The organism is Pseudomonas anatoliensis (genome assembly GCF_017976235.1).
GTDB lineage: Bacteria > Pseudomonadota > Gammaproteobacteria > Pseudomonadales > Pseudomonadaceae > Aquipseudomonas > Aquipseudomonas anatoliensis.
This window is the reverse complement of record NZ_JACVHC010000001.1, coordinates 618983-632662: the sequence shown is the minus strand read 5'-3', so window position 1 is coordinate 632662 and position 13680 is coordinate 618983. Positions and strand designations below refer to the sequence as shown.

Genomic DNA, 13680 nt, shown 5'->3' with positions numbered 1-13680 from the left:
CCGAACGCTGGCAGATTTTCCGTAAAGACGAGGACTTCAAAATGCTGCTTGTGCTTTCACACAGCCTGGGTCGATAGCAGCACTTCACCACACGCAGCAATCGGCCCCGTTACTGTAAAAACGTCTTCCAAGTTCGACTGAGTATGTTTCAGGCCAGAGGTTGAACACTGCCTGAAAATTCTTGGTATGTTGCGAGAATGCTTCCTCTTTTTAGGACAAAAATGATTTCACATGTATTCATCGGAGTGAATGACTTCAATAGAGCACTTGTGTTTTATCAAGGGGTCATGGAGATACTCGGACTTGATCTCAAGTTCACAGACTTTGAACGCCCATGGGCTGGCTGGAAACACCCCGACACTGCACGCCCTCTTTTCGTGGTGGGCAAACCGTTCGACAGCCAATCTGCGACGCTAGGGAATGGGCAAATGATTGCTCTGCTAGCACCTAATAGACAGATCGTACGCAAAGCCCATGCTTTGGCGTTGGTCTTGGATGGAACATGCGAAGGCACTCCGGGCCTGCGACCCGAATACCACCCGAATTTTTATGGGGCGTACTTTCGAGACCCTGAAGGAAACAAGCTTTGCGTCTGTTGTCACGATCCAGAATAGATCAAGTGCAGGATATAAGATGTCTCAGGCGCCTTTCTAACGGCCGGTTATGGCCGGTTAGCGACCCTTTCTCTGGTCAGCCATCCTTGTCCTTCGACACGTGGAGGACTCGTCATGAACATCTTCGCTACCTGCAGCCGCCAGCCTTGGAACAAAGGAAAACTGGTCGGGCAGAAAGCTCCACTCAGACTGAGAGATATCTGGGCCATCCGGGTAAGGCTTCAAATTGCAGAACGAACCCGTGATCTTGCGCTCTTCGATCTGGCCATCGACAGCAAGCTTCGGGCCTGCGACTTAACCAAGCTTCGTGTGCGTGACGTCGCCCATGGCGAGCACGTATCACCACGCGCCATCGTGATGCAGCAGAAAACGCTGCGGCCAGTGCAGTTCGAGATCACCGAACAAACACGGTTTGCTATCGCAGCCTGGATACACCAGGCCCAACTCCGGAGCGAGGACTGCCTTTTTCCGAGCCAGCTGCATACCTCAGACCATCTATCAACACGTCAATACGCACGTATCGTCAAAGGCTGGGTGGAAGCAATTGGCCTTGATCCAGCTATGTATGGCACTCACACAATGAGGCGTACGAAGGCATCGCTGATCTATCGCAGGACGAAGAATCTGCGAGCGGTTCAACTGCTGCTTGGCCATACGAAGCTGGAGAGCACCGTTCGATATCTGGGAATTGAAGTCGACGACGCCCTAGAGATGGCGGAACAGACCGAGGTTTGAATATGCATAGCGACGGTCGAGCCCTGACCGTCGCTAACCGGCCAAGAGCAGACGTAATGGCCTTTGTGTAGTATCAGCTTCTTTTTCCACATATATGAGGTGCTCGATGCCTGGTCGCCACTCCTCATCCCCGGCAAGATCTGTCAGAGACCTGCAAAACGCCCGTTCGCTTTTGGGAAAGCGACTGAGCGTGCTGTTGCACGACCAGTACTATTTTAACGACGAGAAAGATCTGGGAGATATAGGTTCTTTAGAATGGCGTTTTGGCGAAAGAGAAGTTTTATCCATGTATCTCGTGAGTGATGGGGAGCGAGTAGGCGCGGACTTGTTGCCGTCTGATACGCCGGTGTCCTTCGAGATAGAGCCAAACGTAACCTGCTCCTGGAAGAGGGAGAACCTGCTTGTAGATTTATCAGCAACCCACCTTGAGAACACAAAAATTTGTGCAGTTGAGGGAATTCTTGACTCTTTCAACGGGCAAGAGCCTTGGCTGGCCGGATTCAGAGTTACGTTCGAGACAGGTGATTCATTGATCTACCTTAACCAGGGCGACAATGCCGTCGCATTGATTAATGCGCCACCGCCAGTCAGTGTTGGACTCGAAACCCGCTTTGTTACCTCAATTTGATGAACTCCTTGGCGTCGATAGCAGCCTCCGGGGGAGAAGATGAACGAAGAATTCAGCTATGTCTGGCTATTGCCGCTGCTTGAGAAACCTTTCGAAACAGCTGCAATCGACTTGCCAGATGCGCTAAGAGCCCTTAGCAAAAAATATACGCTACCTGCCGACATAGCGTTGCAGCCGCTGGTGATCACAGCCTTGATGTCGTATTCCGAATATTGGTCGGGACTAGCGCTTAAATGGCTGGAGGATGGCTTTCCTATAGACATTCCGCTCACCGCGCTCTTGGCTCATTGCGCCGAGGACAAAACGCTGTCTCAGTCTCGCCGTCATAGAGCACGCAGGCTTGTCGGCCGGAAAAAATCATGGGGCTGAATCCTATGTATAAGAGGAAGGTCATGTACGCTTTCGCGATTAGAGAAGGCTATGGCAGCAACAAACTGCTAATTGAGTTCTATCCACAGCCATCAGACATTGGGTTTCAGGAAGCGCTCCGCGCGGTACTGGCGCCATTGGGATTTTCAGTCAACACCACTGAGCATGGCATATGGGCGTCCCACTCCCATCTAGAAAGTAAGTTTGGAACTGTCCGAATTGACAGCGACTCTTGGAGTTCTTTCGGGGAAGCCGATCAGTATTCCGATAATTCAACTCTCAATAGGCAACTAATTTATGAACTCGGCTCAGTACTGACCACAAGCGGGGCATTCCAAGAAGTTCCGTGGCATTGCGCTGGCAAGTCGTCCGACTAAACGTCTGTACAAGGCTAGTGAGTGAGGACAGCTACCGGCCAGAAGCTGTCTCTCGCATCCTGCGGTTGAATCCACACTGCTCTTTGCAGAAGATGTTCCATATCGAAAAAAAGGGGGCTTTGCAGATGGAAAAACATAATTACGGAGGGCTGGTATGAAAATAGACTGGTGCTCTTTCGGAATCGAACAAGGTTCCTCAGTGGATAGCAATACGATTTTCCAAGTAGAAGAATTACTTGGCATAAGTTTTCCAAAATCTTACTTGGACTTGGTCACATTTTCCGATAAGGCCGCTCCGGAGATATCTTCATTTTCATATGGCAACGAAAAGACGTGCATAAGCGAGTTCTTTTCGTTCTCGCCTGATGTCGCCTCGCATACCATCTTATGGTACTCAGGGGCAGGAAAACCCCTAGGGATTCCCAAACAAATGATCCCCATAGCAAGGGATGCAGGTGGTTATCTGGTCTGCCTAAATTTCAACACGTCCTCCGTTGCTGTTGAGATATTTGATCCCAACTCAAGCAAAGTTAACTTCGTTGCTAACAATTTTAGTGATTTTGTTAATTTGTGGAGTGAGTAACGCAACGAGCGAAGATAGTCGGGTAATGATCGTTTCAACGACCAGAAGTAGTTGGTCATGAACGACTGCTACTGGCCGAAAGAGGACATTCACGACAGACATCCTCTAGCCAAAGGCAACCAAGCACACTCCCGGCAATCCAGACCGCACCACCACAGCTGAAACAACAAATAGGTGCCTTCAACCCCGCAAGTCACGGCCTCACCAGTGAATAAGCGACCGCCGAATCAGGTTGGCCTGGCGACACCGGCGGCGACCAGCACGCGGATGGGTAATACGTTTGGCACGTCGGTGAAGCCGCAGCGTCCACCATCTAATTCTGGAACCTCACCATTGTTGATCGGCAAATAGCTCACCTGTGGCGAGGGGATTTATCCCCGATCGGCTGCGAAGCAGTCGTAAATCCAGTCAACCCGGTTTAAATGAAAAGACTGTGCCGAATGGTTTTGGGGCCGCTTCGCAGCCCATCGGGGATAAATCCCCTCGCCACAGGGGAATGTGCGCGTCAGTCACTTGGGGTTTGGCGAAAGCTCACTGCCAGCCGATTCCAGCTGTTGATGGTGGTGACGGCCATAGTCATGTCGACCAGTTCGCCTTCGTTGAATTGCTCGCGTGCCTGCTGGTAAACGTCGTCCGGCACATGGCTTTCGGCAAGCAGCGTCACTGCCTCGGCCCACGCCAGCGCCGCGCGTTCACGGGGATTGAAGAAGTCGCTATCGCGCCAGACTGCAATGGCATACAACCGCCGATCACTCTCCCCGGCTCGCCGTGCGTCCACCGAATGCATGTCGGTGCAGAACGCACAGCCGTTGAGTTGCGAAGCGCGGATCCGGATCAGTTGCAGCAACGGTTGCTCGATGCTCAAGTTAGCGGTCAGTGCCTCCATGGCAATCATCGCTTTCATCGCCTTGGGCGAAGCGTTGTAGTAATCCAGGCGCGGGGACATGGCTGTTCTCGGTAGACGGAATAGTGACTTCACCGTAAACGCCGACAGCGATGCATTACAGCCCCAATTCCACGGAAAACCGCTACACCACTTGAACACAATCCCCTGTAGGAGCTGCCGCAGGCTGCGATCTTTTGGTGTTGATCTTAAAAAAACCAGATAAAAAGATCGCAGCCTGCGGCAGCTCCTACAGGGATTTAGGCCAATTTCGGGTTTTTGTGGTGCGCAACTATTGCCAATCAAACAACAGCGGTAATCTGGCGGGCACACCCAATAGCCCCCCGGAGCCTCGTCGGTATGGAACTTCACGTCGTGATCAACGGCCGCAAGGATCTTGCCGGTCAGTTGTATCAGCAACTGCGCGGGGCCATTGAATCCGGGCGTCTGGCCGCGGGTACGCAATTGCCGCCCAGCCGCTTGCTGGCCGAACAATTGGGCATATCACGCAAGACCATTTCCGACACCTACGCGCAGCTGACGTACGAAAACTTCCTCACCGGCGTGATCGGCAAAGGCACCTACGTCAATGCGCGCCCGGCGCAAGTCCAGCGCAAGCAAAGCCACACCGAGCTGGCCGGTGCAGAGGTGATCGAAAGTTGGCGCAACTTGCCGGTGTTCCTGCGTCATCCGACGCTGCAAGGTGCGCTGCGCTACGACTTCATCGGTGGGGCCACCAGCAAGGGCCAGTTCCCCCATGACGACTGGCGCCGCTGCGTCTCCCACGCCATGCGCAAAATGGCCGCGTCCAAAGGTTTCTACAGCGTGCCCGAAGGCCTGCCGGCGCTGCGCAATGCGATTGCCCGGCACATCGCGTTTTCTCGCGGGGTCAACTGTCAGGACGAAGACACCGTGGTGTGCAACGGCGCGCAACAGGCGCTGGACCTGATCACTCGCGTGTTGATCAGCCCCGGCAGCCTGGTGGCGATGGAAGATCCCGGTTATCCGCCGGCACGTCTGTTGTTCGGCACCCACGGCGCCGAGGTGGTCGGTATTCCCGTGGATGCCGAGGGGATACAGGTCGAACACATCCCTGATGGCACGCGGCTGATTTATGTCACGCCGTCGCATCAGTTTCCGCTAAGCATGCCGATGAGTCCGGCGCGCCGCGAAGCCTTGCTGGCTCGGGCTTATGAACTGGGGGCGATCATCATCGAGGACGACTATGACAGCGAATTTCGCTATGAAGGGCGTCCGACCGATTCGCTGCACAGCCTCGACCAGCGCGGCATCGTCGCCTACGTCGGCACCTTCTCCAAGACTCTGCTGCCGGAGCTGCGCCTGGGTTACGCGATCCTGCCGCCGGCGATCCTCGAAGCGGTGATCCGCGCCAAGCAGCTCACCGATCTGCATGCCTCGACCCTGCCGCAATGGGCGCTGGCCAAGTTCATCGCCGAGGGCTGCCTGCTCAAACACATCCGCCGCTGCCATACGATTTACGCCCAGCGGCGCGAACGGATTCTGGCGCGCATGGCCAGCGATCTGTCGCCGTGGCTCGAGGCCGTGCCGCCCAGTGCCGGGTTCCACATGGCCGCGTTGTGCAAGGTGCCAATCGACCTGCCGCTGCTGATCGAACTGGCGAAAAAAGTCGAGGTCGGGCTGTATTCCATCGACGGTTTCTATTACCAGCAGCCGGTGCGCAGCGGTTTGTATTTCGGCTTCGGCGCCATCGAGACCCTCGACATCGATATCGCCCTGAATCGCCTGCGCGACATTTTGCAACAAGTTGCCTGAATGATTGGTCTCGGCGATTAACCGCCGATTGGTTATTGGTGATCGACTAGGGCAGGCCTATTCTGCACAGGCGTTATCCCTCAATGAGCAGGATTCGTCCGGCCTGATTCAGGAGTGTGAGTAATGTCCAACGAAGTGATCAACACGGTGCAACTGCAGGCTGCCGCCGGCCGCTCGGATGAACTGGGCAGGCAACTGCAGAAGATCGTCGACACCCTGCGCGAAACGCCGGGCTGCGATTCCTATCTGGTCGACCGCTGCCCCGAAGACAACCACCGCTGGACGGTCAGTGCGCGATGGCAGTCGGAAGCGGCGATGCAGGCGCATTTCAACCGGCCAGAGGCGCAGGGGTTTATTGACCTGATCGACAGTCGATTGGCCAACAGTGTGGATTTCAACAGCTTCCCGATTGTTTAACGGCAAGATCAAAAGATCGCAGCCTTCGGCAGCTCCTACAGGGAACGCATTCCAATGTAGGAGCTGCCGAAGGCTGCGATCTTTTGCTTTTGGCATCAGGCCAAATGGTCACCCGATCTTCCCGAATATTGGCCGTTTGCATGCCCCGCCCCGGGGACTAGTGTGATCACCGACATCCCCACTTCAACAGGTGATCCGCCATGAAAGTCCTGTACGTCTTCGCCGCTACCCTCGCCCTCGGCATTTCGGCCACGGCACTGGCCCACGACCCTTCCGAAAAAATCACCGTCCTGCAAGAACAATTACTGAAAAACGCTCCCGGCAAAAAAGCCATGATGATCGAAGTCGATTACCAACCCGGTCAATCGTCCATCGCCCACAAACACGACGGCACCGCGATGGCTTACGTGCTCGAAGGCGAAATCACTTCTCAGGTCAAAGGCGAACAGGCAATCACCTACAAGAAAGGTCAGTTCTGGTATGAACCCGCCGGCTCCGAACATCTGGTGTCGAAAAATGCCAGCCAGTCCAAGCCTGCCAAGTTGCTGGTGTTCATGGTCTTGGCCCCGGATGAACAGGTGCTGATCCCGCTGAAAGACTGATGAATGTTTAGCCAGCATGTTCGCGGATATTAATCAGTAGCAGGAGGTGCGAGTTCGGGGAATGCAGAAGTTCGCCCGATCGCTCAGTGAGTTTTGAGCTGAACAACGAATAAAGTGTCGATGCTGGATAGTAAACAAGATCAGAAGTTGTATTGAATGTAAGGGCCTCATCGCTGGCAAGCCAGCTCCCACAGGTATTGCGAACGCCACAAAACCTGTGGGAGCTGGCTTGCCAGCGATGAGGCCAGACCAGCCACCACAAAACCCTCAGACAGAAAAAAGCCCCGGCATCTCACGATACCGGGGCTTTTTCATTCAGCGCCTACTTAAGCCAGCTCAGGCTCGGCATTGGCCGTGGCAGGTGCCACCACCGCTTGCCCACTCAACGCCAGATCCAGCAGTTCACGGTTGGCAACCGCATACATGGCGTAGTCAGTGCCGCTCGCGGCACGGATTTCCACCAGCATGGCGCGCCAGCGCGAGATCATGCCTTCGTGCTGTTCCATCCACAGCGCCAGACGTGCTTCCACATCCAGAGTGCCGTCGCCCTGTTGCAGGACAGAGATGGTGATCGCACGTTGCTGCCAGTCGACATCATCACGGAACGCTTCACGGGCCAGCGCCTGCCAGTTGTTTTCAACCGGCAGAGCACTGATCTGTTGCAGGTACCAGGTGATGTCCAGCGCACTGCCCACGGCGAAGTAGGCCTTGGCCACTTCGGCAGGGTTCTGGCCAGTCACGTCGGACGCTTCGATGATCGGCAGCAGGGTGTACAGGTGCGACGTGCCCGCAACCATACGCGCCAGCAACTCCGGTACACCGGCTGCGACGTAAGCCTGATAACGCGCCTGCCAGTTTTCGCGGATTTCGCCGCTCAGCAGTTCGTCGAGCTTCAGACCCAGCTCTTTGAGGTGCGGACCGAAATGCGCGACGTCGCGGGCAGCGTTCTGCTCGTTACGACGGGCACGCAGGAACCAGCGAGTGGCACGGCGACCCAGACGCATCAGCTCGTCCATCAGCTCCAGCTGTACGTCAGCGGAAACCTGATAGTCCAGCGCTTCGATCTGACGGAACCAGTGCGGGAGGTGGAAGATGTCGCGCACGATCACATAAGCGCCGGCCACGTTCGCCGGGCTCATGCCGGTCGACTCTTTGAGTCGCTGAACGAAGGTGATGCCCATGTGGTTGACCAGATCGTTGGCGATCTGGGTGCTGACGATCTCGCGCTTCAGACGGTGACGACGCATGGCTTCGGAGAACTTGCTGACCAGGCTCGGCGGGAACGCCGTTTCCATGTCGCGAGTCAGGTAGTCATCGTCCGGCACCATGGAGCCCAGCAACTGCTCCTTGAGGTCGATCTTGCTGTACGAGATCAGCACCGACAGCTCAGGACGCGTCAGGCCGTGGCCTTCGGCGATACGCTCAGCCAGTTGCTCTTCGGTCGGCAGGAATTCGATGGCACGGTCGAGCTTGCCACGGCCTTCCAGATCGCCCATCAGACGCTTGTACTCAGCGATGCGCTCGTAAGCACGGCGCGCCGCCAGAGACAGGGCCTGAGTCTGCTTGTAGTTGTTGCCCAGCACCAGATTGCCGACTTCGTCGGTCATGCTCGCCAGCAACTGGTTGCGTTGCTTGTCGGTCATGTCACCGGCCTGAACCACTTCGTTCAGCAGGATCTTGATGTTCACTTCGTGGTCGGAGCAGTCCACACCACCAGCGTTGTCGATGAAGTCGGTGTTGGAGCCGCCGCCATTGAGGCCGAATTCCACACGACCCAGTTGGGTCATGCCGAGGTTACCGCCCTCGCCCACGACTTTGCAGCGCAGTTCGTTGCCGTTCACGCGCAGCGCATCGTTGGCCTTGTCGCCGACATCGGCGTGGCTTTCGGTGCTGGCCTTGACGTAAGTACCGATGCCGCCGTTCCACAGCAGATCCACCGGCGCCTTGAGCAAGGCGTTCAGCAATTCGGTCGGGGTCAGCTTGTCAGCCTTGATGTCGAAGCGTTCCTGCATCTGCGGGGAAATAGCGATGCTCTTCGCGCTGCGCGAGAAGATACCGCCACCTTCGGACATGATGCTGGTGTCGTAATCGGTCCAGGCCGAACGCGGCAGATCGAACATGCGCTGACGCTCGACGAAGCTGGTCGCCGGATTCGGGTTTGGATCGATGAAGATGTGCAGGTGGTTGAACGCAGCAACCAGTTGCAGCTTGTCCGACATCAACAGGCCGTTACCGAACACGTCACCGGCCATGTCGCCGACGCCGACCACAGTAATGCTGTCTTCCTGAACATTGATGCCGCGCTCGCGGAAGTGGCGTTGTACGCCAACCCACGCGCCTTTGGCGGTGATGCCCATTTTCTTGTGGTCGTAACCCGCCGAACCACCGGAAGCAAACGCGTCACCCAACCAGAAGCCGTAGTCGATGGCGATGCCGTTGGCGATGTCGGAGAAGGTTGCAGTGCCCTTGTCCGCGGCTACTACCAGGTACGGGTCGTCATCGTCGTGGCGAACCACGTTCAATGGCGGAACCAGCGCGCCGTCTTTCAGGTTGTCGGTGATGTCCAACAGACCGGAAATGAAGATGCGGTAGCAGGCGATGCCTTCGGCCGCGATCTCGTCACGGCTGCCGCCCAGTGGCAGACGACGCGGCAGGAAGCCGCCCTTCGCACCCACCGGCACGATGACCGAGTTCTTCACTTGTTGAGCTTTAACCAGACCGAGGACTTCGGTACGGAAGTCTTCTTCACGGTCGGACCAGCGCAGACCACCGCGAGCAACGTTGCCGAAGCGCAGGTGCACGCCTTCAACGCGTGGCGAGTAGACGAAGATTTCGAACTTCGGTACTGGCTTCGGCAGTTCTGGAATTGCGTGCGGGTTGAACTTGAAGCTGAAGTACGACTTGTTCTGGCCGTTGGCATCAGTCTGATAGAAGTTGGTCCGCAGGGTCGCTTTGATCAGGTCGAGGTAACGACGCAGGATGCGGTCTTCGTTAAGCACCTGAACGTCGTCCAGTGCGGTCAGAATCGCTTGTTCCAGACGCTGCTGTTTGTCTTCCAGATCGTCGCTGCCGAGCTTGCGTGCCAGGTAGAAACGGGTTTTGAACAACCGGGTCAGTTCGCGAGCGATGTCGGTGTGGTTGTTCAGGGTGCTGGCGATGTAACCCAGATCGAAGCCCAGACGAATCTGCTTCAGGTAACGGGCGTAGGCACGCAGCAGCGCAACGTCGCGCCACGGCAGGCCGGCAGTCAGTACCAGACGGTTGAACGCATCGTTCTCGGCGTCGCCGCGCACGATGTGGACGAAGGCGTCCTGCAGGGTGTCGTTGAGTTGCTGGATGTCGAGGTCCAGGCCTTCAGCGGCCGTGAACGCGAAATCGTGAATCCAGAACTCGCGGCCATTGGTGTGGCGCAGGCGGTACGGGAATTCACCCAGTACGCGCAGGCCAAGGTTTTCCAGAATCGGCAGGACGTCGGAGAGTGCCAGCGGCGTATCGGCGTGATACAGCTTGCAATGCAGCTCGCGTTGACCGGAAACCTGACCCAGTGGCTGATAGAAGCTCATTACCAGCGGATTTTTTTCGTTCAGGCTCAGCAGGTGCTGCATGTCGACCACTGCCGAATGCGCCGCGAAACGCTCGCGGTAGCCAGCCGGGAAGCCTTTCGGGAAGTCAGCCAGCACATTGGTGCCGTGGGCTTCGCCGAAGCTTTCGACGGTCAGTGCGGCGTAGTCGTCCTGCCAGCTGCGGCAGGCCTGAACCACTTCTTTTTCCAGCAGCAGCGGGTCGATGTCGAGACGGTTCTTTGGATCGACACGCAGGATCAACTGCACGCGCGCCAGTACGGACTCGGAGAAGAACGTCCAGAACTCGCAGTCGGAGGCTTTCAGACGTTCCATCAATACTTGCTGGATCTTCTGACGCACTTCGGTGGAGTAGATGTCGCGCGGCACGTAGGCCAGGCAGTAGCAGAAACGACCGTACGGGTCTTTGCGCAGGAACACGCGGATCTTGTTGCGTTCCTGGATCTGCACAATCGACATCACGGTGGTGAAGAGTTCGTCGACCGGAGTCTGGAACAGATCATCACGCGGCAACACTTCGAGCACCTGCGCCAGTTCCTTGCCCAGGTGAGCCTTGGACTGGAAGCCGGAGCGGTGTTCGATTTCTTCGACCTTGCGGCGGATGAACGGGATGACCCGCACGCTCTCGCCATACACCGAAGAGGTGTACAGGCCCATGAAACGGTGTTCCTTGATCACTTTGCCGTCGGCGTCGATTTCTCGGATCGACACGTAGTCCGGGTAAGCCGGACGGTGTACACGGCTCGGGTGCGCGGCTTTGGCGAACGACAGCAGGGTCGGTTCGCGCAGATAGCTCACGGCGTAGTCTTCGATGCGCAGGTCATCGTAGGTCAGGCCGGTGCGCAGCAGTTTGGTCAGGCCGAGGAAGGAGTTCTGGTCGTACTCGATGTGGCCGCCATCGGCCTGATTGGTAACCACAAACTCTTCGTAGCCGAGGAAGGTGAAGTGGTTGCCCACCAGCCATTCCAGGAAACTTTTGACTTCGTTCTTCTCGTCGGCATCGACGGCGAAGGCGCTGTTGTCGAGCTTGGTGAGGATTTCCTGCACCTTGGCTTTCATCGGCTCGAAATCGGCGACCGCGACGCGGACTTCACCGAGAACCTGTTCCAGCTCTTTGCTCAGCACATTCAGTTCGGCCGCGTTGGCGCAGCGGTCGATTTCCAGGTACATCAGCGACTCTTGCAGAATGTCGTCGCCCTGGGTGCCCTTCGGCAGAATTTCCAGCAGCTCGCCCTTGCTGCCACGACGTACGCTGAGCACGGTGGTTTGCAGGGTGTGGATGCTGTAGCCGCGGCGGTTCAGCTCGGTACGGACCGAGTCGACCAGAAACGGCAGGTCATGGTGCAGGACTTCGACCGCGGTGTGGGTCGACTGCCAGCCATGACGCTCGTAATCGGGGTTGTAGACGCGCACTTGCGGTTGCGCGTGATCGAAGCGCTCAAGCAGGCGCCACGCAGAGAGAGTACAGCCAGCGAGGTCGGAGAGGCGACGCTGGGTCAGCTCGTCCAGGGAAATGATGCCGAAGAATTGTTCAGCGAACAGCGCCACTTGTGGCAGTGCCTGTTCACTGATGTGCTGCGCCAGTGCCGCTTGCAGTTGGTGCTGGAAGTCGGCTTTGCTGGCTGCGGTGAAGAACGCCATCTGTGGTACTCCGCTTAAGCTTGTTATTAATGGAAAGCGTCGCGTGCAACACCCCTTTCGGGGCTTGTGTCGCCCTGTTCCTGATTCTCGGGCAGAGGAAACAGGGAGACAGGTGGGTGAAGCTGGACGGGACACTCAGGTCACATTCACCTTCCATGAATGAGCATCTGCAAAAGCGACTGTACGGGGCTGCCGGCAATGCCTTTACGGGTGCTCATCCGTTGCGCAGCTTAATGGGTGCGACAATGTGTCTGCTTGCGGTGCTGCGACATATTCGGTCATTGGCACGTAAACCAAGGCTCTGGCTGCGTTAAACACTAGCATTCGTGGCGCAGAACGTCGGTCTGAATGCCCGGTTTTACGGTACATCCGTGCCAGAAATGACCATTGACCTGTGTCGCGTTCACGACACATCCTCTGACACTCTCACATGCAGAAATTCCCGAGGGCTGGCAGAATCGCGCCCAATTGCGACCAACACGCCCCTTGAGGCAGGAATTCCCCCATGCAAATGACCACCGCCCTACTGATCGTCAACCCGTGTGACGACGAAGAAGACAACATGGCCATGCTCTGCTGCCACAGCGACAAGGGCGACATGTTCCTGATGAGCCGCTATCCGGACGAGGATGAGCTGGAGATCACCCTGGATGGCGAGCCTTCGACGCTCGATGGCGTCAAAGTGACCCTGACGTCGACGCTGCTGAAGATTGAAATCGCGGCGGCGGATGCTGATGTGTTGAACGGTGATGATGTGCTGGAGATCAGCTTCAACCCGGATATGGTTGATCTGGATGAGGTTGTGGAGACCCTGAAGAACATCCTTGATGGCACTGGGACTTTCGTTAGCGAAGTTTGATGGTGTCCGGACGGGCCCCATCGCTGGCAAGCCAGCTCCCACAGGTATCAGCTGTGTGCATGCGATTTATGCAACACAGCGATCCCTGTGGGAGCTGGCTTGCCAGCGATGAGGCCAGAACTGCTAGCTCGATAGTCCCCTGCTACAAAAATCCAATAATCCCCCGAAGTATTTCCCGCACTTTGCGCGAAACATTATTAAACATTGCAACTCATTGAAGTGAAAAGTTAAAAACCCCCACCTCTTATAACCGAAAAAACCGTAAGCAACCCCCTACTCAGCAGCAAGAACAATCCCACAGAAGCTTGGGAAGTATCGCTGCCGGCCTCAATTGAAAATCAGATAGCCCACTGTTATTAATAAATCACTTGCATTCCTATCATTGCAAGTGCACCAACTACCGGTTAGCGCCACATCAATAACAAGGAGTTAATATCATGGGTAAAAAACGTACCGAGATCGGCCCTTGGGATAGTCTTCAAGAGATGCTGTATACATCAGATAGTTTTCTGGCTTCTGAAGTGAGCTTCTTTGCCTCACTAACTAACTGACCGACACTGCAGGAAAGTGCCGGAGAAACACTCCGGCATTTATACT

General features: G+C 56.2%; 11 protein-coding genes. 9 read left to right on the top strand and 2 right to left on the bottom strand.

Annotation, left to right across the window (positions count from 1 at the left end; genetic code table 11):
* Nucleotides 1-197 precede the first annotated feature (197 nt).
* From ICA16_RS02845 to ICA16_RS02825, 5 genes are all read left to right on the top strand, one after another.
* Nucleotides 198-614, top strand: coding sequence for a VOC family protein (locus ICA16_RS02845; protein ID WP_338049887.1), 417 nt, complete (start codon nucleotides 198-200; stop codon nucleotides 612-614).
* Nucleotides 615-728: 114 nt separating this feature from the next.
* The gene (locus ICA16_RS02840) at nucleotides 729-1349 is read left to right on the top strand and encodes a tyrosine-type recombinase/integrase (protein ID WP_024012638.1); all 621 of its coding nucleotides are present in this window, start codon (nucleotides 729-731) and stop codon (nucleotides 1347-1349) included.
* A gap of 106 nt (nucleotides 1350-1455) precedes the next feature.
* Nucleotides 1456-1977 carry a hypothetical protein gene (locus tag ICA16_RS02835; RefSeq protein WP_210699883.1) on the top strand — a complete coding sequence of 174 codons (522 nt, stop codon included), beginning with the start codon at nucleotides 1456-1458 and terminating at the stop codon, nucleotides 1975-1977.
* Between the two features lie 39 nt (nucleotides 1978-2016).
* Nucleotides 2017-2346: a hypothetical protein gene (locus tag ICA16_RS02830; protein ID WP_210699882.1), complete on the top strand. Its 330-nt coding sequence runs from the start codon at nucleotides 2017-2019 to the stop codon at nucleotides 2344-2346.
* Between the two features lie 531 nt (nucleotides 2347-2877).
* Nucleotides 2878-3306: an SMI1/KNR4 family protein gene (locus tag ICA16_RS02825; protein WP_210699881.1), complete on the top strand. Its 429-nt coding sequence runs from the start codon at nucleotides 2878-2880 to the stop codon at nucleotides 3304-3306.
* 505 nt (nucleotides 3307-3811) lie between these two features.
* On the opposite strand, the gene ICA16_RS02820 is transcribed toward ICA16_RS02825, so the two are convergent.
* Nucleotides 3812-4252 (bottom strand): carboxymuconolactone decarboxylase family protein, encoded by a 441-nt coding sequence (locus ICA16_RS02820; RefSeq protein ID WP_210699880.1) that lies wholly within the window; start codon nucleotides 4250-4252, stop codon nucleotides 3812-3814.
* Between the two features lie 297 nt (nucleotides 4253-4549).
* On the opposite strand from ICA16_RS02820, the gene pdxR reads away from it, so the two are divergent.
* The 3 genes from pdxR (at nucleotide 4550) to ICA16_RS02805 (ending at nucleotide 7002) form a co-directional block, all read left to right on the top strand.
* Nucleotides 4550-5983 (top strand): MocR-like pyridoxine biosynthesis transcription factor PdxR, encoded by a 1434-nt coding sequence (pdxR, locus tag ICA16_RS02815; RefSeq protein WP_210699879.1) that lies wholly within the window; start codon nucleotides 4550-4552, stop codon nucleotides 5981-5983.
* Nucleotides 5984-6106: 123 nt separating this feature from the next.
* Nucleotides 6107-6400, top strand: a complete 294-nt coding sequence (locus ICA16_RS02810) for a putative quinol monooxygenase (RefSeq protein ID WP_042559480.1) — start codon at nucleotides 6107-6109, stop codon at nucleotides 6398-6400.
* 200 nt (nucleotides 6401-6600) lie between these two features.
* Nucleotides 6601-7002: a cupin domain-containing protein gene (locus ICA16_RS02805; protein WP_210552909.1), complete on the top strand. Its 402-nt coding sequence runs from the start codon at nucleotides 6601-6603 to the stop codon at nucleotides 7000-7002.
* 326 nt (nucleotides 7003-7328) lie between these two features.
* Here ICA16_RS02805 and ICA16_RS02800 read toward each other — a convergent pair whose 3' ends face one another.
* Nucleotides 7329-12224: an NAD-glutamate dehydrogenase gene (locus tag ICA16_RS02800; protein ID WP_210699878.1), complete on the bottom strand. Its 4896-nt coding sequence runs from the start codon at nucleotides 12222-12224 to the stop codon at nucleotides 7329-7331.
* Between the two features lie 505 nt (nucleotides 12225-12729).
* On the opposite strand from ICA16_RS02800, the gene ICA16_RS02795 reads away from it, so the two are divergent.
* Nucleotides 12730-13083, top strand: coding sequence for a hypothetical protein (locus tag ICA16_RS02795; RefSeq protein WP_210699877.1), 354 nt, complete (start codon nucleotides 12730-12732; stop codon nucleotides 13081-13083).
* Nucleotides 13084-13680 lie beyond the last annotated feature (597 nt).